At 67.4% G+C, this 21,491-nt stretch carries 16 protein-coding genes; 6 read left to right on the forward strand and 10 right to left on the reverse strand.

What is annotated here, in order from left to right:
* Window positions 1–442 precede the first annotated feature (442 nt).
* On the reverse strand, window positions 443–1,201 hold the full coding sequence (gene pgeF, locus K2Y56_RS13410; protein WP_292508108.1) for a peptidoglycan editing factor PgeF: 759 nt from the start codon (window positions 1,199–1,201) through the stop codon (window positions 443–445).
* Window positions 1,202–1,339: 138 nt separating this feature from the next.
* Entirely contained in the window at window positions 1,340–3,541 is a 2,202-nt protein-coding gene (locus K2Y56_RS13415; RefSeq protein WP_292508111.1) for a 3-hydroxyacyl-CoA dehydrogenase NAD-binding domain-containing protein, read from the reverse strand.
* 110 nt (window positions 3,542–3,651) lie between these two features.
* On the opposite strand from K2Y56_RS13415, the gene K2Y56_RS13420 reads away from it, so the two are divergent.
* Complete coding sequence (locus K2Y56_RS13420) at window positions 3,652–4,434, forward strand: EAL domain-containing protein (protein WP_292508114.1); 783 nt, start codon at window positions 3,652–3,654, stop codon at window positions 4,432–4,434.
* Window positions 4,435–4,469: 35 nt separating this feature from the next.
* Here K2Y56_RS13420 and K2Y56_RS13425 read toward each other — a convergent pair whose 3' ends face one another.
* The 3 genes from K2Y56_RS13425 to K2Y56_RS13435 all read right to left on the reverse strand — a co-directional run bounded on the left by K2Y56_RS13425 (window position 4,470) and on the right by K2Y56_RS13435 (window position 8,302).
* A complete protein-coding gene (locus K2Y56_RS13425; RefSeq protein ID WP_292508117.1) occupies window positions 4,470–4,955 on the reverse strand; it encodes a hypothetical protein in 486 nt (161 codons plus the stop codon).
* A gap of 135 nt (window positions 4,956–5,090) precedes the next feature.
* On the reverse strand, window positions 5,091–6,299 hold the full coding sequence (locus K2Y56_RS13430) for an acetyl-CoA C-acetyltransferase (protein WP_292508120.1): 1,209 nt from the start codon (window positions 6,297–6,299) through the stop codon (window positions 5,091–5,093).
* A 209-nt stretch (window positions 6,300–6,508) separates the two neighbouring features.
* On the reverse strand, window positions 6,509–8,302 hold the full coding sequence (locus tag K2Y56_RS13435) for an acyl-CoA dehydrogenase C-terminal domain-containing protein (protein WP_292508122.1): 1,794 nt from the start codon (window positions 8,300–8,302) through the stop codon (window positions 6,509–6,511).
* A gap of 279 nt (window positions 8,303–8,581) precedes the next feature.
* Between K2Y56_RS13435 and K2Y56_RS13440 the strand changes: the two genes are divergently transcribed.
* Both K2Y56_RS13440 and K2Y56_RS13445 read left to right on the forward strand, forming a co-directional pair.
* Window positions 8,582–11,881 (forward strand): hypothetical protein, encoded by a 3,300-nt coding sequence (locus K2Y56_RS13440; RefSeq protein WP_292508125.1) that lies wholly within the window; start codon window positions 8,582–8,584, stop codon window positions 11,879–11,881.
* A 173-nt stretch (window positions 11,882–12,054) separates the two neighbouring features.
* On the forward strand, window positions 12,055–12,492 hold the full coding sequence (locus tag K2Y56_RS13445) for a DUF3429 domain-containing protein (RefSeq protein WP_292508128.1): 438 nt from the start codon (window positions 12,055–12,057) through the stop codon (window positions 12,490–12,492).
* Window positions 12,493–12,495: 3 nt separating this feature from the next.
* Here K2Y56_RS13445 and pdeM read toward each other — a convergent pair whose 3' ends face one another.
* From pdeM to K2Y56_RS13460, 3 genes are read right to left on the reverse strand one after another with little or no spacing between them, the layout of a single operon-like run.
* A complete protein-coding gene (gene pdeM, locus K2Y56_RS13450) occupies window positions 12,496–13,209 on the reverse strand; it encodes a ligase-associated DNA damage response endonuclease PdeM (RefSeq protein WP_292508131.1) in 714 nt (237 codons plus the stop codon).
* A gap of 32 nt (window positions 13,210–13,241) precedes the next feature.
* Window positions 13,242–15,899, reverse strand: coding sequence for a ligase-associated DNA damage response DEXH box helicase (locus K2Y56_RS13455; protein ID WP_292508134.1), 2,658 nt, complete (start codon window positions 15,897–15,899; stop codon window positions 13,242–13,244).
* Window positions 15,892–16,854, reverse strand: a complete 963-nt coding sequence (locus K2Y56_RS13460) for an alpha/beta hydrolase (RefSeq protein WP_292508137.1) — start codon at window positions 16,852–16,854, stop codon at window positions 15,892–15,894. The genes K2Y56_RS13455 and K2Y56_RS13460 overlap by 8 nt, the downstream gene beginning before the upstream one ends.
* 250 nt (window positions 16,855–17,104) lie before the next feature.
* On the opposite strand from K2Y56_RS13460, the gene K2Y56_RS13465 reads away from it, so the two are divergent.
* Window positions 17,105–17,458, forward strand: a complete 354-nt coding sequence (locus K2Y56_RS13465; protein WP_292508140.1) for a DUF6460 domain-containing protein — start codon at window positions 17,105–17,107, stop codon at window positions 17,456–17,458.
* Between the two features lie 63 nt (window positions 17,459–17,521).
* The gene (locus K2Y56_RS13470; RefSeq protein WP_292508262.1) at window positions 17,522–18,850 is read left to right on the forward strand and encodes an MATE family efflux transporter; all 1,329 of its coding nucleotides are present in this window, start codon (window positions 17,522–17,524) and stop codon (window positions 18,848–18,850) included.
* On the opposite strand, the gene K2Y56_RS13475 is transcribed toward K2Y56_RS13470, so the two are convergent.
* On the reverse strand, window positions 18,788–19,810 hold the full coding sequence (locus K2Y56_RS13475) for a DUF2336 domain-containing protein (protein WP_292508143.1): 1,023 nt from the start codon (window positions 19,808–19,810) through the stop codon (window positions 18,788–18,790). The two genes, K2Y56_RS13470 and K2Y56_RS13475, sit on opposite strands and share 63 nt — an antisense overlap.
* A gap of 155 nt (window positions 19,811–19,965) precedes the next feature.
* Window positions 19,966–20,259, reverse strand: a complete 294-nt coding sequence (locus tag K2Y56_RS13480; RefSeq protein ID WP_292508146.1) for a hypothetical protein — start codon at window positions 20,257–20,259, stop codon at window positions 19,966–19,968.
* A gap of 336 nt (window positions 20,260–20,595) precedes the next feature.
* Between K2Y56_RS13480 and K2Y56_RS13485 the strand changes: the two genes are divergently transcribed.
* On the forward strand, window positions 20,596–21,480 hold the full coding sequence (locus K2Y56_RS13485; RefSeq protein WP_292508149.1) for a CoA ester lyase: 885 nt from the start codon (window positions 20,596–20,598) through the stop codon (window positions 21,478–21,480).
* Window positions 21,481–21,491 lie beyond the last annotated feature (11 nt).

Here is a 21,491-nt window from a genome sequence, read left to right on the forward strand (position 1 = left end):
TAGCCGGCATTGAAACCGGCGTAGAATCCCGTCCAGGTGAAGACCGGGACCGGAACGAAGACCGGCGGCGCGGCGCGGCGCGGAAGGTCGGCTGCGAAGGCGGAGCCTGCCAGAGCGATGCCGGCGAGGGCGCTGGCGCCCAGAAGGATCGATTTCATTATTTGGTCCTCATTCACATCGGTGAGGCCCGCCGGTGGGCGTCGCCTCACGAAGCCACGTCTGTAGTCCAGCAGCCTGGCAGAAGCTGTTGCGGACCGATCACGCCGACCGCGGCAAACGCGGCCCCTTTGTGGCGACAACCGATCTTGGATTCGTCGTTCTGCCTTCAGCTACGTGAGTGGAAAACACATCAGAACGGCTAAGGTTCACCTATGGCCACGCTTTTTTATAGCCTGTTCCTTGACAGATTGTCGCAGCCTTTCGTGAAGGATCATTTCTCCTATCATGCCAGTGCGATAGCGGAGATCAGTCTGCCGTAATCGGCCTCCCTGCGATGGGTCGTTCGCCTGAAACTGTAGAACCGGGTCTCGTCGGCATAGGTGCAGAGTCCAAGGGAGCTCGCATGACCGAGATCCTCCCGTTCAAGGCGCCAGAGGATCAAGCCAGGCAGATCGAACTGCATGTGACCTTCGCGCATCCCTCGATCGAAGAAACGGGCTGCGCCTGGCAGAGAGGCTTCGAACCGGTCGCGCAGATCGGACCCGACCTCGTAGGAGGGCTGATGAATGGTCGGGCCGAGCACGGCGACGATCGATCGGCGTTCGGCTCCAAGTGCCTCCATCGCCGCCACGGTGGCCGCCGCCACACCTCCTAGTGCCCCTTTCCACCCCGCATGGGCAGCACCGATGACACCGTTACGAGCATCGGCAAAAAGGATCGGACCGCAATCGGCTGTGGCGATGCCCAAACCGAGACCTTGCGTGCGGGTGACCATCGCGTCGGCCTTCGGCCGTTCGGCGTGGCTCGGCGCCTCCATCAGCACCACGACGTCGGCCGAATGGACTTGATAGAGGCTGGCGAGGTTCTCGACCTTCAGGGCCTCGCACATCCGACGCCTGTTCTCGCCGACCCTGGCAGGGTCGTCGTTCGAGCCGAGGCCGCCGTTCAGCGAGGCGTAGAGACCTTCGGAGACGCCGTCTTGCCGAGTGAAGAAGGCGTGCCGGATCCCTGGTACGGCGAGGGCGGGCGACGAGACGAACATGGCGGCTCCTGGCCGATCGGGATCAATCCCCGAGGCGTACGCGCGTTCATACCGGCCTCGTCGCAGCAGGTCACCGCATAAGAAAAGGGGCCGGCGCCGCCCCAAGCGCCGGCCCTCATCGGGGCATCCAGATGGGCGTCAGGCGGCCTTCTTGGCGGCATCGCCATAGAAGGTGCCGCCGGTCTCGGCCATCTGCACCAGGTTGTCCGGCACCGCGAAGCGCGGCCCGTGCTTGGCTTCGAGGCCCCTGGCCAGCGCTACGAACTCCTTGGCGCCCATGAAGTCAATGTAGGACAGCGCGCCACCGGTGAACGGCGCGAAGCCGAAGCCGAGGATCGAGCCGACATCCGCCTCGCGCGGATCGGTGACGACACCCTCGCCGACGGTGCGCGCCGCTTCCAGCGCCTGAACCACGAGGAAGCGGTGCTTCAGCTCGGCGACATCGACAGTGTCGGGATCGACGGTCTTCGGCTGCAGCGCCTTGAGGCCCGGCCACAGGCGCTTCGGAGCGCCCTCCGGGTAATCGTAGAAGCCCTTCTTGTTCTTGCGACCGAGGCGTCCCTCGGCTTCGACCAGGGTGACGAGGAGCTGCTTCTGGCCCGGATCGACCGCATCGGGGCCGAGCTGCGCCTCGGTGGCCTTGGCGATCTTGAGGCCGAGATCGAGGGCGACCTCGTCGTTGAGCGAGAGCGGGCCGACCGGCATGCCAGCCATCTTGCCGGCGTTCTCGATCATCGCCGCGGGGATGCCTTCGAGGAACATCTTGTGCCCTTCGAGGAGATAGGCGGTGACGCAGCGGTTTGCGAAGAAGCCGCGGCTGTCGTTGACCACGATCGGCGTCTTCTTGATCGCCCGCACGTAATCGAGGGCGGTCGCGACGGCGCGGTCGCCGGTCTGCTCCCCGCGGATGATCTCGACCAGCATCATCTTCTCGACCGGCGAGAAGAAGTGGATGCCGACGAACTGGTCCGGACGGCTCGACGAGGTGGCGAGACCGGAGATCGGCAGGGTCGAGGTGTTGGAGGCGAAGATCACGTCTTCGCCGATTGCGGCCTCGACCTTGGCGATGACGTCCGCCTTCACCTTCGGATCCTCGAACACCGCTTCGATGACGAGGTCGCAGCCCTTTAGGTCGGCATAGTCGGCGCTGGTCGTGATGCGCGCGAGGAGGGCGTCGCGATCGGCGGTCTTTGCACGGCCCTTATTGATCTGACCCGTCATGAGCTTGTGCGCGTAGGCCTTACCCTTCTCGGCGGCCTCCACGGACTGGTCGATCAGCACCACGTCCATGCCGGCATTGGCAGTGACGTAGGCGACGCCCGCGCCCATGAAGCCGGCGCCGATGACGCCGACACGTCTCACGCTCGTCGGCGCGACGTCCTTCGGCCGGCGCGCTCCCTTGTTGAGCTCGCCCATCGAAAGAAACAGCGTGCGGATCATCGCCGCGGCTTCCTTGGAGCGCAGGATCTTGGCGAAATACCGGCTCTCGACCTTGAGGGCGAGATCCATCGGCAGCTGCAGGCCTTCGTAGACCGCGCCGAGGATCGCCTTGGCGGCAGGGTAGTTGTCGTGGGTCTCGCGGCGGTAGATCGCATTGGCCGGGGGCCAGATCATCATGCCGGCCGGCGAGTAGACCTTGCCAGAGGGTGCCTTGAACTTCGGCACGTCCCAGGGTGCCACGGCCGAGCCGCCGCCCTTGATCCAGGCCTTGGCCTTCTCCACGATATCGGCCTTCGGGGCGACCTCGTGGACGAGGCCCATGTTCCTGGCCATGAGCGCGCGGATCTGCTCGCCCTTGAACAGCATCTGCAGGGCGTCTCCCGTCTGCATCAGGCGGGTCACGCGCTGCGTGCCGCCGGCGCCCGGGAACAGGCCGACCTTGATCTCGGGCAGGCCGACGCGGGTTTTGTCGTCATCTGAGACCACTCGGTGGTGGCAGGCGAGGGTGAGCTCGAAGGCGCCGCCGAGGCAGACGCCGTTGACCGCCGAGGCGAAGGGTTTGCCGCAGGTCTCGAGCTTGCGGAACAGGAGGGTGAGCCGGCGCGACTCCTCGAAGAAGTGGCGCATCGCCTCTTCCTCGTTGGTTTGCGCCTTCAGCTTCTCGTACTCGTTGCCGAGACCCTGCAGCATGGTCAGGTCGGCGCCGCCCGAGAAACTGTCCTTGCCCGAGGTGATGACGCAGCCCTTGATGCCGGCATCCGCGACGACAGCGTCCACGATCTGATCGAGCTCGGTCATCACGTCGGCGGTGATGACGTTCATCGAGCGGCCGGGCATGTCCCAGGTCGCCAGCGTGATGCCGTCGGCATCCGTCTCAAAGCGGAAGTTGGTAAGGTTCATGACAGTTCCCCGGAAGTCTGGCGAAGATGTAGGAGTGTTAATCGGTTAAAAACAATTTGGACTGACGTTATAGGAAAGACGCCGCATCGTTAACATAGGTAATAATGGTCATGTCGGATCGTGCGATTTGCCAGGGGTGCCGTAACGGAGCCGAACTCGACTTTGCGTTCACGATGGCTTTTCAACCGATCGTCGATCTCAAGCAGGGGCGCATCTGGGGCTACGAGGCTCTCGTGCGCGGGCCCGGTGGCGAGTCCGCCGCGTCCATTCTCGATCGCGTCACGCCGGAGACCATCTACCGGTTCGATCAGGCCGCCCGCGTCAAGGCGATCGAACTCGCCGGAAGGCTCTTCGTCGACGACCGAACGAAGCTGTCGATCAACTTCATGCCCAACGCGGTCTACGAGCCCGCAGCCTGTATCCGCGCTTCTCTCGAAGCGGCGCGCCGATGCGGTTTTGCGCACGATCGCATCATGTTCGAGTTCACCGAGAACGAGAAGTTTCGCGATATCGCTCATGTCCAGCGCATCGTGACCGAGTACCGCAAGCAGGGATTCCTGACCGCGCTCGACGATTTCGGTGCGGGCTTCGCCGGCATGAACCTTCTGGCCAACTTCCGGCCGGACCTGATCAAGATCGATATGGAACTGCTGCGCGGCATCGACGCCGACAGGGGCCGGCAGATCATCGTCGGCGGCATCATCTCTATCGCCCGCGCCCTCGACGTTGCGGTGATCGCCGAGGGCGTCGAGTCGAAGGAGGAATGCGAAACCCTGCGGGAGCTCGGCGCTCATCTGTTTCAGGGCTACCATTTCGCCAAACCTCGGTTGGAAGGGCTGCCGAAGGTCGCCGGCATCGAGGCGCAGGAACCGCGCCTCGTCCTCGTGTCGTAAGGCACGCATCCGCTGGTCGTCCCGACGGAGAACCCTCAGCGTGCCGTAGGCATCGGAGGCTGGCCCGGCGCGCCGGAGCCGTCGCCGGCAGCGGCGATGCTCAGCATGTTGACGAGCTTCGTCACAGCATTCTGCGAGATCAGCGTGATGGTGGAGGCCGGGTCGGCGTTCATGGTCTGGAACTTCTGATAGACCTTGTCGTCGTAGATTCCGGCGATCCGCTTGATCTCGTCGAGGGTGAATTTGTCGGCGTATTCCTTGGACAGACCCTCGACGAGGATGGTGCGCTGACGGTCGAACTCGGCGCGGACCTCGATGCGAACCTTGTCGGCCTTCTCCGCCGGCATCGTGGCGACTGTCTTCTCCAGGGCGCCGTTGAAGCCGGTCTCCAAGGTCTTGATCACAGTCTTCTGGACCAGGGCCTTGGCGGCCTCGACCCGGTCGGAGGCGTCGTCGGCGCGCGCGCCGAAGGGCATGCCGAGCACAAGGGCCAGGGCCAGGGCGGGTAGAGCTCTCGTCATCGTGGCGTTCCTCAAGGTTTCGTGTCGAACCGCGCCGGTCGCGGCGTCGGATGCGCCGCCTCTATCAGGGTTCGCTACGGTCCGGCAGGGCGAGGGATGTCGCTCCCCCGCCACCTCGTTGGCGTGCGGTCGGGATCAGACCCGCTCGATGATCGTCGCGGTGCCCATGCCGGCGCCGATGCAGAGCGTGACGAGCGCGCGCTCCTTGCCGGTGCGCTCCAGCTCGTCGAGCACCGTGCCGAGGATCATCGCCCCGGTGGCGCCGAGGGGGTGACCCATGGCGATGGCGCCGCCATTGACGTTCACCTTGGCCGGATCGACGTCGAAGGCCTGGATGAAGCGGAGAACCACGGCGGCGAAGGCCTCGTTGACCTCGAACAGGTCGATGTCGTCGAGGGTCATTCCGGCGCGCGCCAGCACCTTCTTCGTCACGTCGACGGGACCCGTGAGCATCAGGGCCGGATCGGAGCCGATATTGGCGAAGGCGCGGATGCGGGCGCGGGGCTTGAGCCCCGACTTCTCGCCCGCTTCCCGGGAGCCGATCAGCACGGCCGCGGCGCCGTCGACGATGCCCGACGAGTTGCCGGCGTGATGGACATGCTCGACCATCTCGACATCGGGATGGGCGTCGACGGCGACGGCATCGAATCCGCCCATCTGGCCCATCTGGATGAAGGAGGCCTTGAGCTGGCCGAGCGACTGCATGTCGGTCGAGGGCCGCATATGCTCGTCGGTGGCAAGCAGAGTGATGCCGTTGATGTCCCTCACCGGGACGACCGAGTTCTTGAACAGGCCCTCGGCCCAGGATTTGGCCGAGCGCTTCTGCGACTCGACGGCGTAGGCGTCGCAATCGTCCCGGGTGAAACCGTATTTCGTGGCGATGAGGTCGGCCGAGACGCCCTGCGGCATGAACCATGACTTGATCGCGATGTGCGGGTCGACCGGCCAGGCGCCGCCCGAGGCGCCGAGTCCGACGCGGCTCATCGATTCAACGCCGCCACCGACGGTGAGGTCGTGCTGGCCGGCCATCACCTGGGCCGCCGCGAAGTTGATGGCGTCGAGGCCGGAGGCGCAGAAGCGGTTGATCTGGATGCCGGGGACATGGTCGCCGTAATCGGCCACCAGCGCCGCCGCGCGGGCGATGTCACCGCCGGCCTCGCCGACCGGGTCGACGCAGCCGAGGACGACGTCGTCGACAAGGGTCGTGTCGAGGTCGTTGCGGTCCTTGAGCGCCCGCAGCGCGACCTCTGCCAGCCGCAGGGCAGTGACCTCGTGCAGCGAGCCATCGGGCTTGCCGCGGCCGCGGGGCGTGCGGACGTGATCGTAGATATAGGCCTCGGGCATGTGCGCTTCCCTTATTGACCGTTTCGCATTCAGGCCTCCGAACCGCAATCGGTCGGCGGGCTTCCATTTCTCATCACGACGCTTGTCATTCCGGGGCGCCGGAGACGAGCCCGGAAGCCATTGCCGCTGACAATGCTCCAGCTTGCCGCGTCGGCGGTTATGGGTTCCGCTTCGCAGCCCCGGAAAGACCGGCGTGGCGGATCGACCGATTAGAACGCCTCGACCGGCAACGCCATCGTCGTCTCTGCGCCCACCTTGATGCGGGTCAGCCGCATCGCGGTCTCGGGGAGCATCCGCTCCATGTAGAAGCGGCCGGTGACGAGCTTGCCGTCCATGCGCTCGGCGACGCCGTTGCCCTCAGCCTTCCGGACGATCGCCGCCTTGGCGATTCGGGCCCACATGTAGCCCATGGCGACGAGGCCGAGGAGGTGCATGTAGTCGGTGGCGCCGGCGCCGGCATTGTCGGGCTTCGAGAAAGCGTTCTGCATGAACCACATCGTGGCGGCCTGCAGGTCGTTGAGGCCGGCCTGGAGCGGCGCGGTGAAGGGCTTGAGGGCCTCGTCCTCGCCATGGTCCTTGATGAAGGTCTGGACCTCGCCGAGGAACGCCATCATCGCGCGGCCGCCATCCTTGGGCAGCTTGCGGCCGATGAGGTCCATGGCCTGAATGCCGTTGGCGCCCTCGTAGATCATGGCGATACGGGCATCGCGCACGAACTGCGACATGCCCCATTCCTCGATGTAGCCGTGGCCGCCGAACATCTGCTGGGCGGCGACGGCATTGTCGAAGCCCTTGTCGGTGAGCACGCCCTTCACCACCGGGGTCATGAGGCCCATGTGGTCCTCGGCCGCCTGGCGCTGGGCTGCGTCGTCCGAGCGATGGCCGATATCGGCCTGCAGTGCGGTCCAGAGGATCAGCGCCCGGCCGGCCTCGTTGAAGGCGCGGATCGTCATCAGGGTCCGGCGCACGTCGGGATGCACGATGATCGGGTCGGCGGCCTTGTCAGGCGCCTTGGCGCCGGTCAGCGAACGGCCCTGGAGCCGGTCCTTCGCGTAGGCGACCGCGTTCTGGTAGGCGACCTCCGATTGGCCGAGGCCCTGGATGCCGACGGCGAGGCGTGCCTCGTTCATCATCACGAACATGGCGTTGAGGCCGCGGTTCTCCTGGCCGACGAGCCAGCCCCTGGCCCCGTCATAGTTCATGACGCAGGTCGAGTTGCCGTGGATGCCCATCTTGTGCTCGAGCGAGCCGCAGGACACGCCGTTGCGCTCGCCGAGCGAACCGTCATCGTTGATCAGGAACTTCGGCACCACGAAAAGCGAGATGCCCTTCGTGCCGGCCGGCGCGCCCTCGATCCGGGCAATGACGAGATGGATGATGTTCTCGGCCATGTCGTGTTCGCCGGCCGAGATGAAGATCTTGGTGCCGGTGAGTCTGTAGGAGCCGTCGCCGTTGGGAACGGCTTTGGTCTTGAGGAGGCCGAGATCCGTGCCGCAATGGGGCTCGGTCAGGTTCATCGTACCCGTCCAGGCGCCTTCGGCCATCTTCGGCAGATAGGCCTTCTTCTGCTCCTCGGAGCCGTGGACCAGGAGCGCGGCCATCGCGCCCTGGGTCAGGCCCGGATACATGCCGAGCGCGAGATTCGCCGCCGAGGCGAATTCCTGGATCGCGCAGTTGAGGGTGTGCGGCAGGGCCTGGCCGCCATACTCTTCGGGCATCGAGAGCCCCATCCAGCCGCCCTGCGCGTAAGCGTCGTAGGCGGCCTTGAAACCGGTGGGCGTGGTGACGCTGCCGTCCGGGTTGCGCTTGCAGCCTTCCTTGTCGCCGACGGCATTCAGGGGGGCGAGCACCTCCTCGGCGAGCTTGGCGCCTTCGTTCAAGACCGCCTCTACCACGTCCGGTGACGCGTCCGAGAAACCCTGAAGATTGTCGTAGCGGTGGAAGCCGAAGACGTCGTTGAGCAGGAACAGGGTGTCTTCGACTGGAGCCCGGTAGCTCGGCATCTCGCATCCTCCAGGTGTCGGGGACGCCGTTCCAGCCCCTCGGCCGCCGGCTCCCTCTAATGGTTCACATGTAAACTATATTGCTGCCGAAACGCAAGGGCTGTCGTCATCCGAGAGCGTCGAACCGGCATGATTCCCATTCTGGCATAGTCCTTAACTCGGTGTTTACCAAGAATGCGAAATGTCGAGCGCAATCGAACCGTTGTACCCGGAATGCGCCACGAGGCTCAGGACGGGCACGGCGGGCTGGATACCGGACCACGCCGCTCAGGTTTGACGATGAAACGCAACGCGACGCTGAACCTCAAGGGCCTCGATCCAGACGTCGTCGAGGCGGCACGCGATGTCGCCCGCCGCGCCGGCGTCCCCCTCGAGACCTGGATCGCCTCGGTCGTGGGTGGCGAGGAGAAGCCGCTGCCGCAGCCGCGGCGCAAGCGACAGGTCGACGAGGCCGCTGCTTCGGCCCGTTCTCCTGAGCCGGTCTCCGCCGCCGGTCCGGAAACGCGCAAGGCAGCGAATGAGCCACGACGCGCGCGGGCTTCCGCTGCGGCAGCGCGTGTGACCGCGCCTGCCTCACCGGCGTCGGCGGATCCGTTCTCGGCTGCGATCAGCCAGATGCTGCGCCGGCTCGACGCCATCGACGAGAAGATCGACGAGACCCACAAGGTCGCTCAGGACGCGGCGGCACCGGTGCTGGAGGGCTCTGCTCCGCCGGTTGACGCCATGGCCGAGCGCTTGGCCCTCATCGAGCTCCGGATGACCGAGCTCGGCGAGCAACTCACGCAGACCCGTCCCCTCGGCCGCCGCGGCCGGCCGGCTGCGATCGAGATGGCCGACGCCGTCGACGAGATCCGCCAGCGCCAGCGCGAGCTCGATGAGCGCGAGGCGGGTCCGCGCGGTCCCAATGCCGTCGCAGCGATGCAGCAGAACGTCGCAGAAGGTCTCGGCCTTGCCCGGCCGCAGGAGCCATCACCCGCGATCCACGAATTGCAGCAGGAGACCACCCGGCTCCGCGAAGCCATCGGCGGCCTCGCTACAGGCCAAGACGTCAACGCCCTTGAACAGGCGATGCTGAGCCTCGCAACCGGGGTCCAGCAGGCCCAGAAGCCGGCCGACCTCGCCGCGATCGTCAAGCCGATCGAGATGATCCAGATCCAGGTCTCGCGACTTGCGGACGACGTGGCGGAGAACGTCCATGCCCGCGTTGCCGGGGAGGTCGAGCGCCTCGCTGTGAAGTTCGACCGCGCCCTGAGCGCCGGCCCATCCGGCAATGCCGACCGCGACGCCATGGGTGGGCTCTTCGCCGAGATCGAGGAGATTCGCCGGCTTATCGCAGCGCTTGCCGGTCCGGAGCGTATCCAGAGCCTGGCGCAGGGTCTCCAGGCTCTCAGCGGCCAGATCGCCAAGCTTCAGGGCGATACCGCCGAGGACGCCTCGCGCATGGCCGAGCTGCGGCCGCTGCTCGAGGAAATCCGCAGCGGCCTCAAGGCACCGAAGGCCGAGGGGATCGAGAAGCAGATCCAGGCGATGGGCAAGAAGCTCGACGCCCTGCGCGCACAGTCTCCGGTCGGCGGCGCCGGCTCGGAGGCGATCATCGATCGCATCGATGCGCTCTCCGACAAGGTCGACCGTGTCGGTGCGAGTCCGGTCGGGGACCTCCTCGGCCGGCTGGAGGATCTCGGCGAGACCCTTCGCCGCCCGGCCGTGCCCGGCGGTGACCTCGCCACGATCCACGCGATGCTGCACGACCTCGTCGACAAGGTCGACCGCGTCGGCGGAAGCAAGAACCCGGGCGAGGGCCTCGACGCCCTGGAGAAGCAGATCGTCGCCCTTTCGCAGCGGATCGATACCCGCGGCAACGATCCGGCGATCGCCAGCCTCGAACGGTCGATGAACGATCTCCTGACCCAGGTCGGGACGACGCCCTCCCGGCGCGAGGACGCCGAGATCGGTTCCCTGCGCGAGAGCCTTGCCGAACTCCGCAGCCAGCAGGCCCTGGCCGAGCAGCGGATGCAGGCGACCCTCAACGGCGTCCACGCTACCCTCGACCGCCTGACCGCTCATTTCGGCGGCACGCCGGCTGCCTCGATCCCGCTGGCCGAACCGGCGGCGGCGCAGCGCCAGCCCGCATCCAACCGTCGGCCGGAGATGCCGCGTCCGCCGACCCCGCCCCAGCCGGACACCCCGGCCGAGTGGTCGCGGCAGAAGGACGAGATCCTCGAGCCCGGCGCCGGCCGGCCGGGCCGCTCGCGCCCTGGTCCGAGCCTCGACGGCGCCGAGCCGGACGCGACGGCTCCCCAGAACAACGACATCAAGTCGAACTTTATCGCCGCCGCACGCCGCGCCGCTCTCGCGGCCCAGGCCGAGGCCGCCGAGATCACGCCTCGGGACCGCCTGCGCGGCGGCTCCGTCGATCCGCGCCAGTCCGCCGCGGAGGCTCCCGGACCCGAAGCCGGCGATCGGATGCCGACCCGCGCAGCTCAGCTTCGCGCCGGGATCGACAAGCGCCGCAAGCACCTTCTTCTCGGCCTCGCAGCCATCATCCTGGCCCTCGGGACCGTCCAGGCGGTTCGCATCTGGGCGCCCGCCGAAGCACCCGTGATCGAGGCCAAGTCCGAGATGCCGGGTCCCGATACCACCGCGTCGTCGCCCGAGCCGATGCCGTCGATGCCTTCCGCCGACCCGTCGCGCCTCGAGCCTTCGACCACCCAGTCGATCGCGCCGCCATCCGAAGCTGCCTCGGCACCGCCCGCGAACCACACCGTTCCCGATGAACCCTCGCGGGAGGGTGCGAAACCGGCTCTACCCGGCGCCCGCAAGATCGTGCCGCGGGTCGCCGATATGAGCGTTCTCGCCACCGACCTCGCAGGCGTGCCGACCGGCCTGGCAGCCGTGAGGAAGGCGGCCATCGAGGGCGATGGCGCAGCGATCTACGACCTCGCCTCGCGGCTGGCGGATGGCCGCGGCGTCACCCGAGACCTCGCCGTGGGCGCCAAGCTGTTCGAGAAGCTCGCCGCCGCCGGCTACGCTCCGGCCCAGTACAAGCTCGCCGGCCAATACGAGAAGGGGCTGGGCCTGACCCGCGATCTCGCCGTGGCAAAGCTCTGGTACGGGCGCGCGGCCGAGCAGGGCAACGTCCGCTCGATGCACAACCTTGCCGTGATCTACGCTGAGAATCCGAGCGCCTCGGGCAAGCCCGACTTCGCCACGGCGGCGCAGTGGTTCCGGCGCGGCGCCGAGAGCGGCGTCCGCGATAGCCAGTACAATCTCGCGGTCCTCAACGCCCGCGGCCTCGGCGTGCCGCAGGATCTCGTCCAATCCTATCTGTGGTTCTCCGCGGCAGCCGCGCAGGGTGACGACGACGCCGCCAAGAAGCGCGACGACGTGGCCGCCAAGCTCCCGGCCAAGGACTTCGCTACGGCGCGCGGTCTCGCCGAAGCATTCAAGGCCAAGCCCGTCGAGTCCTTCGCCAACGAGCCGCCGGCGGCGGCAGCGTCTCCGGCAATGACCTTGCTGGGTGCACCGACACCGGCGCCGACGACTACGCCGAAGGTCGCGCCGACGCCTCGTCGGATCTGAGGCGGGCGCTTCACGAGGCGGACGAATCGGTATCCTCCGCCTCGATGTCCGGCCGCACTGCGTCAAGCCGCCCCCGGCGTCGTCCTTGCGGGAACCTTGCGTTGCGATGCGAATAGACCGGTGGGCCGTTCCGGGAAGCCCGCCCCGGCGCGCAATCCCATCCGGAAGGTTCGATGGTGTCTTCAAGACCGGTTCCCATCCTCGCCGTGCTCCTCGGCCTCGGCGGATTGATCCCCTTCATCGGCTTCGCCGTCCTGGCGGTCAGCGGCAATGATGGCGGCCTCGGAACCATCGGATTGTCGCCGCGGCTCATCCTCTCGGCCTATGGCGCCGTCATCGCGTCGTTCCTCGGGGGGATACGCTGGGGCGCTGCAGCGGCTCGGGACGGCGGCAGCGCCGACTACCTGATCGCGATCGTGCCGTCCCTCGTCGCCTGGACGGCCTTGGCCCTCCCGACGCCTTGGGACCTGCGAGTTCTCGGCGTTCTTGTTCTGGGCTGGGGCCTCGTCGACCAGGATCTGCCCCGCCGCGGCCTCGTCCCGCGCTGGCTCGGGCACCTGAGACTCGCGCTGTCGGGCATTGCAGGAGCGGCGCTTCTGGTGGCGGCCTGATCCTCAATCCCGCGCCAGCATTGCCCTCTCGATGGCAAAGATGCGGCCATCGCCGAGGAGATGCGCGGTGAAGCCTTTGGGAAACAAGGGTTCGAAGGCGGTGTTGCGCACGTTGAGGCCGCCCGCGTAGGCGCCGAACGCCGGCATGACCAGGCGCCGCCCGTCCGTGACGAAGCAGCGCCGGCGTACCGCCCGGCCGCGCATGGCGACCTTGCCGCAGGGATGGAGATGGCCGGCGATCTCGCCCTCGGCAGCACCCGCGATGGGCTCGTGCCGCAGGGTCAGTCCGCCGATCGCCATCGTCTCGGCATAGCGGCCACCGACGCCCGAACTCACGGCGTGGTCGTGGTTGCCGGCGATCCAGACCCAGTCGCGGCCCTCCTGAAGGACCGAGACGAGGGCGCGGTCGCCGGGCTCCATGCGCTCCGGCCCGCTCGGATCATGGAAGGAATCGCCGAGTGCCACGACGCAGGCCGGGTCGAGCCGGGCAATGACCTCGTGGAGGCATGCCAGGGTCTCCCGGGTATCGTAGGGCGGCAGGAACTGACCCGAGCGGGCAGCGAAGGACGAGCCCTTCTCCAAATGCAGGTCGGAGACGACGAGCGTGCGGTGTTCTGGCAGCCATAGACCGCCGCAAAGATCGAGGCTGAGGGTTTCGCCGGCCAGATTCAGGCCGGGGGTCTTCGTGATTCGTTCGAGTCTCTGGCCGAGCGCCAAGATCGCATCCTCTTGTCCTGGGTTGGGGCGTCTCACCCGGCGAGCGCCTCTTCGAGAAGCTGCGCCTCGGCCTCGGCCAAGATCTCGTCGGCACCCTCGCCGTAGACCTTCTCCCGCCCGATCTCGAGCATGACGGAGACGGACAGGGGCGAGACGCGGTCGAGGGCCTTGTGGATGATTCGCCCCTGGATGCGCCTCAACATCATGCCGAGGCGCCCCACGTCCACGAGTCCGGTTGCCGCATCCTGGCGTGCTGCGCGCAGCAGCAGGTGATCGGGCTGGTGCTTGCGCAGCACGTCGTAGACGAGGTCGGTGGACATCGTGACCTGTCGGCCGGTCTTCTTCTGGCCGGGATGGCGCCGCTCGATCAGCCCTGCGATGACCGCGCATTGCCGGAAGGTGCGCTTCATGATCGAGCTCTCGTCGAGCCAGGCTTCGAGATCGTCGCCGAGCATGTCCTCGGCGAACAGACCATCGAGGAAATCCGGTTCGAGGCTGATGCGCTCGTTGATGTCCCGGGTCATCCAGATCGCGATGCCGTAGTCGTTCGCCGCAAAGCCCAGCGGCCGCAGCCTCGCCCGCTCTATGCGACGGGTCAGCAGCATCCCCAGGGTCTGGTGTGCGAGTCGCCCCTCGAATGGGAAGGCCGTGAGGTAGTGGCGCCCGCCGCGCGGGAAGGTCTCGACGAGAAGGTCGGCAGGCCCCGGCAGGACCGAGCGACGGCGCTGCTGCGCGAGGTAATCGCCGACCTGGTTCGGCAGCCGATCCCATTCGAACGGGTCGGCGATCAGCGCCCGCACCCGCGCGGCGAGAAAGGTCGAGAGGGGGAACTTCGCGCCGGCATAGGAAGGGATCGCCGGATCAGTACCGGGTCCGGCCCGCGTCGCCAGGGCCTCGTCCTCGTGGAGGCCCTCGAAGCGCAGAACTTCACCGGCGAAGAGAAACGTATCGCCGGGAGTCAGGGTGTCGGCGAAATCCTCCTCGATCTCCCCGAGCACCCGGCCGGTCTTCGGCAATACCGTTCCGGGCTTCCCCCGGAGCGAGCGACCGAGGCGGACCTTCACCTTCGTCGCCTCGATGATCGTGCCGATATTCATCCGGTATTGCTGCGCTACTCGCCCGTCGCGCACCCGCCACAGCCCGTCCGGCCCGCGCAGGATCTTGGCGAAACGCTCGTAGGCGCGAAGGGCGTAGCCGCCGGTGGCGACGTAATCGACGGTCCCCTCAAACTCCTCCCAGCTCAAATCCGCATAGGGGGCGGCCGAAACGATCTCGTCGTAGAGCTGGAGCGGATCGAAGGCATCGGCGCATGCCATGCCGAGGACGTGCTGGGCGAGGACGTCGGGTGCGCCGATACGGGCGTCTGGCGTGTCCTGAGCCGCCTCCTCGACGGCATCGAGGGCGGCCTGGCATTCGAGGACCTCGAAGCGGTTGGCCGGCACCAGATAGGCCTTCGAAGGTTCGTCCATGCGGTGGTTGGCCCGCCCGATCCGCTGCATGATCCGGCTCGCGCCCTTGGGCGCGCCGATATTGATCACGAGGTCGACATCGCCCCAGTCGATGCCGAGGTCGAGAGTGGCGGTGCAAACGATGGCCCTGAGCTGACCCGCCGCCATCGCGGCTTCCACCCGCCGTCTCTGGGTCACGTCGAGGGAGCCGTGATGGAGCGCGATGGGAAGCGAGTCGTCGTTGATGCGCCAGAGTTCCTGGAAGGTGTACTCGGCCTGGAGGCGCGTGTTCACGAAGACCAGCACGGTGCGGTGCTGCCGGATCAGGTCGTAGATCGCCGGCATCGCCTGCAGGGCGGTATGGCCCGCGAGCGGGAGCTTGGCGCCGGTCACGAGCATGTGGAGGTCGGGCCGAGCCCCGCCTTCGACGACGACGAGGTCGGCCATGCCCAGCTCCAGACCCCTCCCCCCTCCGCGGGGGAGGGTGCCTCGCGGGTGCGAGGCGGGAGAGGGGATCGCGACCTCTCCGGACAGACCCGTGCTCCCCTCTTGCGGGACTTCGTCCCGACCCGACCCGCTTCGCGGGCCACCCTCCCCCGCAGAGGGGAGAGGGAAGGGCCGTTGCGGCACCAGATACCGGCGCAGGTCGTCCGGCTCCCGCACCGTCGCCGACAGGCCGATCGCGGCAAGTCCTGGGCTGAGCCGATGCAGCCGCGCCAGGCCCAGCGACAGCAAATCCCCGCGCTTCGATGTGACCAGCGCATGCAACTCGTCGAGGATGACGCAGCGCAGCTCCGAAAACAGCTCCGCCGCCTCGCGATGGGCGATCAGGAGGGCGAGCTGCTCGGGCGTGGTGAGCAGAATGTCGGGCGGGCGCTCGATCTGGCGGGTGCGCTTGTGCGAGGGCGTATCCCCGGTGCGGGTCTCGACACGGATCGACAGGCCCATCTCGGCGACCGGCTGGTCGAGGTTGCGGGCGATATCGACGGCCAGTGCCTTGAGCGGAGAGATGTAGAGCGTGTGCAGGCCGCGTCCCTTCTGGCGGGCCGGCCGCTCCGAGAGGGCGACGAGGCTCGGCAGGAAGCCCGCCAGCGTCTTGCCGGCCCCGGTGGGCGCCACAAGCAGGGCCGAGCGGCCGGCGCGGCCAAGTGCCAGCAGTTCGAGCTGGTGCGATCGCGGTTCCCATCCGCGCGAGGCGAACCAGGCGGCGAAGCGCTCCGGCAGCGCCTCCCGATCAGGCAAGGGCGGAGAGGAAGCGGTCGATGAGTTCGAGCGCCCGTTCGCTCAATGCGCCGGGATAGCGGACGAAGACGTGGCAGCCGCCCGGGTAGATCGCCGTATGGCCGCCATTCCCGGCCGCGGCCCAGCGCGAGGACATGTAGAGCGTGTCGTCGAGGAGCGGGTCATGGGTGCCCACCGAGAACAGGGCCGGCGGCAGTCCCTTGAGGTCGGCATAGAGCGGCGAGACGTCGGGGCGGCGGCGATCGATGCCTTCGCGGACGTAGTCGTTGGCGAACGTGGTGAGGTCGCGGGTGTTCACCACCAGCCGCTCCTCACCCCAGTTGCGCACGCTCGGGGTCAGGCCAAGATCGAAGAACCCGGCATTGAGGTTGGCGCCGCGGAACGCACGGGGCTTGCCGTGGATGTCGCGCAGTCGAAGCAGGGTCATCACGGCAAGATGCGCGCCGACGGATTCGCCGCCGATGGTGAGAGCCGACACGCCGAATTCCGCCTTGCCAGGTCCATCGAGCCAGAGAGCCGCTGCCTCGCAATCCTCCAAGGCCGCCGGGTAAGGGTGCTCAGGGGCGAGCCGATATTCGACCGAGAAGCAGACGAAGCCGCAATTGTCGGCGATCCGCTCCAGCCAGGGATCCTGCTCGTCGGCCGCCCCCCAAACCCAGCCTCCCCGGTGGATGTGCAGGTAGGCGCCGCGCGGCTTCTGCCACTTGGTGGCTTTCGGGCGAATCATTCGCAGCAGTAGGGGGCCGCCTGGACCGTCGATGGTGATGGTTTCGGCACGGGCGCTTCGCGGCATCGCCGGAGAAGCCTGGGTGCCGCGGCGGCGGCGGGCGCGGACCTCCGCGATCGGCAGCGACCACGGGTCTTCCTGCGCCGCATGGGCGGCGATGATCTCGGCGTTGAGGCGTTTCGTCTCCGGATCGATCGTCGCCGGGTCGAACAGGGCGTGGTCGATCATGGAAATGCTCGTCTCGTCTTCGGGAAGCCGCCCGCAATCTTCGTTCGATCGAGGCGTGCCGCCTCAAATCTAGCGGCCCGGCTCGGATGATGGATATCAGCACGGAGCCGCAGCGATGCCACCGCCTCGTACGGCATGGAACCGCGTAACGTTTCATGGCGAGCGCAGTTTCATCAAACTGTGTCGCACGTGCCACGCTTCCGCCGGGTTCTAACGGCTTCAGAGGAGTCCGCCCAAAGGACCCGACACGATGATCCTCGATCACGACCCGCGCCGCCAAGGTACCTCGCAAGATACCTCGCAAGGCACACCATACGTCGACCCTTCGCGGGTTCGGAGCCGGTCTGCCCTCCACCGCTTCCTCGGCGGATCGCCGGCGACGGTCCTGATCAAGCTCCTGCTGCTGTCGATCCTCGTCGGCGCCGGCATGGCGATGCTCGGCCTCACCCCCGGCCGATTGTTCTGGCACGCCTACGACACGCTACGGGACCTGATCGATCTCGGCCTCGTGACCTTTCGGGACTTCGGCGGCTGGATCCTTGCCGGCGCCGTCGTGGTGGTGCCGCTCTGGCTGATCTCGCGGCTCCTCGCCGTCTCGAAGTAGCCCGTTGTCGTGAGCCATCAGGCACCCGCGACCAGCCGCAGCGTCCTCGCCCTCGCGCTGCCGATGACGCTCGCCCATGTGACGACGCCGCTTCTCGGCCTCGTCGGGGCGACGGTGATCGGACGTCTCGGGGATGCCGCTCTCCTCGGCGCGATGGCACTCGGCGCCGTCATCTTCGATGCGATCTTCTGGTCGTTCGGCTCGTTGCGCATGGCGACCGCCGGGCTGACGGCCCAGGCCGTCGGAGCCCGCGATAACGCCGAGGTCGACCGCACCCTCGCCCGGGCCCTGGCGGCGGCCTGCCTCGTGGGCCTCGTCATGGTCCTGGCGCAGGTCCCGCTCGCCTCGGCGGCCTTCAGGCTGAGCGGGGCGAGCCCGGAGGTCATCGCCGGGCTCTCCACCTATTTCCATATCCGGATCTTCGCGGCGCCTTTCACCCTGGCGAACTATTCGATCCTCGGCTCGGTGCTCGGGCGCGGCCGGACCGATCTCGGCCTGCTGATTCAGGTCGCGATCAACCTCGTCAACATCGCCCTGACGTTGCTCCTCGTCCTCGGCGCGGACATGAGCGTGGCCGGAGCCGGCCTCGCGACCCTGATCGCCGAGGCTGCCGGGACCGGTTTCGGCCTCCTCGTCCTGGCGCGGCTCGGCTCGCACCCGTTCCGCGTGCCGCTCGCGGCGGTGCGCGACCCGCTCGCGCTGGCGCGGATGCTCAGCGTCAACGCCGACGTCATGATCCGCACCCTGCTCCTTGTCGCCTCCATCGTGATCTTCTCGGTGCTCGGCGCCCGCTCCGGAGACGTGACGCTCGCCGCCAATGCCGTTCTGTGGAATCTCTTCCTCGTCGGCGGCTTCTTCCTAGACGGCTTCGCCACCGCCGCCGAAACGCTATGCGGCCAGGCTGTCGGTGCCCGCGACGAGGCGCGGTTCCGCCGGGCGGTGGCATTGAGCCTCGCCTGGTGCCTCGCCTTCGGGGGCGCCATCTCCGGTGTGTTCCTGATCGGTGGCGACCATTTCATCGATACGGTGACGACGAATTCCGAGGTGCGGGAGATGGCCCGGCAGTTCCTGGTGCCGGCGGCCCTCGCGCCGCTCATTGCGGCACTGCCCTTCGCCTTCGATGGAATCTATATCGGCGCGACGTGGACTCGCGCGATGCGCAACCTGATGCTCGCCGCGACGCTGGCGTACGGCGCCGTGCTCCTCGCCGGGCAGGGGGCGGGCTGGGGCAATGGCGGCCTCTGGTTCGCCTTCCTCGGCTTGCTCGGCGCCCGCGGCCTCGGGCAGGCGCTGGCCTATCCCGGCCTCGTCAGGCGGACCTTCGCGGGCTCACGCCCGCTTGTAGCGGCCGGCGGAGGCGCGGACCTTCGCCTGGGCGGACACGACGCTTAGGCTCTGGAACGCCCGCATGACGTCGTGCATCATCTCGGGCGGCGGCTCGCGCCCGGTCTTCGCCACCACGAAGCTCGACAGAATGCGCCAGCCGAAACGGACCGACCGGACGATGGGCAGGAGTGCCTCGAAGCTTCCGGCCTCATAGGCTTCGATCGTCATCTCGCTCGGGATTCCGGCGAGACGGGACAAGGCCACCAAGCCTTCCATGGTCCGCCCCGTCTTGACCCAGCCGATGATGACGCCCTCGTCGATGTCGACCCGTCGCGCCTGATTGCTGACGAAGACCTCCGCGGCCAGCATGGCGTCGCTGCGCGCAGCCACGGGCTTCGTCGGCAGCGGCTCGGCCGCGTGGGCACGTGCGAAGGTGGCGAGCCGCGCGCGCAACTCCGGCGGCAGGTCGGCTCGTTTGGCGAGAACCGGTCCGAGGGTGGCATCGGAGAAGGCTCTTTCGCCGAGGGCCAGGAAACCTTGCGGGGAGAACCGGGCGCCGGCATTCGCCGCCAGCTGTTTGACGACCTCGCCATCACCGCGCTTCGCGAGAAGGTCGGAGACCTTCGGACTAAGGACCTTGCGCCGTGCCACGGCGAGGAGGTGACCTTGACCGCGCTCCGCCGCGACGATGGCGAGATCACCTTCGACGAGCCGTCCTGAACGCGAGAGGACCGGCCGTGCGACCGACAAGACGGTATCGAGGGCGAGATCGCGCACGACGCTGCGCGGAGCGTTGGGAATGTCGGCGAGCCGCTCGGAGAGATCTGCGCGCGCGCTGTCCTCCATGGTTCGTGCGAGATGGAGGATCACGACATCGAAGGCATCGACCTGCTCGTCGCCCAGGCGCGCGGCTTCGTCGGTGAAGAGGTTCGTCAGGCCGCGCAGCATCTCCTCGCGCCGGCCGAGCCCGCCGCGGATGGCCGAAGCCTCGAGGTCCGTGAGAAGCGAAGCGAACGGGGCCGCCATGGGCTCAGGATTCTCCCATCTGGGGGTAATGCCTCGGCTCCCCGTCATCGATCTTCACCGTGAAGGACAACGTTTAAGGGACCCTCACGAAACGCGGATCGCGGCTGCCGATGCGACGCGAGTGACGAGGCGGCAGGCGGAGCGAAAGCTCGCCGTCACAGGGGAGATCCCGCGAGAGCAATCCCGACCCGGTCTGCGTCGGAGCTGGCGCGGCCATGGGCATAGATGGTTGCTTCGAGGTCTGCGAGGGCAGCCAGCAGGTGTGTCCGACCCACTTTGTTGGGGCCGGCGCTTGTCCGCTGCTCGACTGCAATGAGCTTGTCGGCTCCCTCATAGATCGTGCGCCGAGCCCCCACGATTGTAGGATGCGGCTCGACGAAGCGTGTCGCGCCATCGAGCCATCGCATCAGGGCGTCGGCGAGGCCTTCCTCGCCGGGAGGGTGGCTCACGATAAGATCGCGCACGCTCTGAAACGTTCTGAAAATGTCTTTGCGGAGCTGTGTCATCATCAGTCGCCCATCCGGATATGCCGCCCGCTGTCAGTGGCGAGGCATCCCTTTTGGACCACGCTCTCGCAACGCCATCTCTCTGGCGCCGACCCGCTCATCGTCGCATGTCTTGATTAAGTTCCAGTTTGCGTCGCCGGCGGCAGGGGAGGGCCCTGGTTTCGCGAACCGATGACGACCTGGTTGCAGACCGGCTGGATCGATACCGTTTTCGGCGTTCCGCAGGTGCCTCGGCAGGCTCGTTGCTTTAGGTTCCCACCGCCATACAGGAAATTGCCAATGTCCGACCTGCGCCTTCGCCGAAGCGTCCTCTACATGCCCGGTTCCAATGCACGGGCGCTGGAGAAGGCGAAGACGCTGCAGGCGGATTCGCTGATCCTCGACCTTGAGGACGCGGTCGGGCCGGACGAGAAGGTCCTCGCCCGCGAGCAGGTCTGCGCCGCCTGCAAGGAAGGCGGTTATGGAAACCGTGAGCTCGTGATCCGAGTCAACGCTCCGCAGACGCCCTGGGGCGAGGCCGACCTCAAGGCGGCCATCGAAGCGCGACCAGACGCCATCCTGATGCCGAAGGTCTCCTCGCCGGCGGTGCTAGAGAGCATCGCCAATCATCTCGAAGCCCTCGATGCTCCCGAGACCATCGCGATCTGGGCGATGATCGAGACGCCGGCCGCCATCCTCAACATCCAGGAGATCGCCAAGGCACGGCGGGACCGGCGCACGCGGCTGACCTGCTTCGTCCTCGGGACCAACGATCTCGCCAAGGATACCTGGGCGCAGCTCGTCCCGGGCCGCGTGCCGATGCTCCCCTGGATGATGTTCACTCTAGCCGCCGCCCGCGCCGAGGGCCTGACCATCTTGGACGGTGTCTGGAACGACATCGCCGACGTCGAGGGCTGCCGCATCGAGTGCCGCCAGGCGCGCGACCTCGGCTTCGACGGAAAGACCCTGATCCATCCCAACCAGCTCGAGCCCGCCAACACCTCCTTCGCCCCGACCGAGGAAGAGGTCCGCCGCGCCACTCTCGTCATCGAGGCCTTCGACAAGCCCGAGAACGCCAAGCGCGGCGCCATCAAGGTCGAGGGCCGCATGTACGAGCGCCAGCATATCGGCATGGCGCGCCGCGCCGTGAACTGGCACGAGGCGATCGCCGCGAAGGGGTATTAGCGAATTCCGCC

Source organism: Methylobacterium sp., assembly GCF_019745455.1.
Lineage (GTDB): Bacteria > Pseudomonadota > Alphaproteobacteria > Rhizobiales > Beijerinckiaceae > Methylobacterium.

Bases quoted from the DNA above. Each gene is read 5' to 3' on its own strand.
- K2Y56_RS13425 (WP_292508117.1), bottom strand. From the start codon at position 4,955: ATGACGAGAGCTCTACCCGCCCTGGCCCTGGCCCTTGTGCTCGGCATG.
- K2Y56_RS13465 (WP_292508140.1), top strand. From the start codon at position 17,105: ATGATCCTCGATCACGACCCGCGCCGCCAAGGTACCTCGCAAGATACC.
- K2Y56_RS13415 (WP_292508111.1), bottom strand. From the start codon at position 3,541: ATGAACCTTACCAACTTCCGCTTTGAGACGGATGCCGACGGCATCACG.
- pgeF (WP_292508108.1), bottom strand. From the start codon at position 1,201: ATGTTCGTCTCGTCGCCCGCCCTCGCCGTACCAGGGATCCGGCACGCC.
- K2Y56_RS13475 (WP_292508143.1), bottom strand. From the start codon at position 19,810: ATGGCGGCCCCGTTCGCTTCGCTTCTCACGGACCTCGAGGCTTCGGCC.
- K2Y56_RS13435 (WP_292508122.1), bottom strand. From the start codon at position 8,302: ATGCCGAGCTACCGGGCTCCAGTCGAAGACACCCTGTTCCTGCTCAAC.
- K2Y56_RS13420 (WP_292508114.1), top strand. From the start codon at position 3,652: ATGTCGGATCGTGCGATTTGCCAGGGGTGCCGTAACGGAGCCGAACTC.
- K2Y56_RS13430 (WP_292508120.1), bottom strand. From the start codon at position 6,299: ATGCCCGAGGCCTATATCTACGATCACGTCCGCACGCCCCGCGGCCGC.
- K2Y56_RS13485 (WP_292508149.1), top strand. From the start codon at position 20,596: ATGTCCGACCTGCGCCTTCGCCGAAGCGTCCTCTACATGCCCGGTTCC.
- K2Y56_RS13460 (WP_292508137.1), bottom strand. From the start codon at position 16,854: ATGATCGACCACGCCCTGTTCGACCCGGCGACGATCGATCCGGAGACG.
- K2Y56_RS13470 (WP_292508262.1), top strand. From the start codon at position 17,522: ATGACGCTCGCCCATGTGACGACGCCGCTTCTCGGCCTCGTCGGGGCG.
- K2Y56_RS13445 (WP_292508128.1), top strand. From the start codon at position 12,055: ATGGTGTCTTCAAGACCGGTTCCCATCCTCGCCGTGCTCCTCGGCCTC.
- K2Y56_RS13440 (WP_292508125.1), top strand. From the start codon at position 8,582: ATGAAACGCAACGCGACGCTGAACCTCAAGGGCCTCGATCCAGACGTC.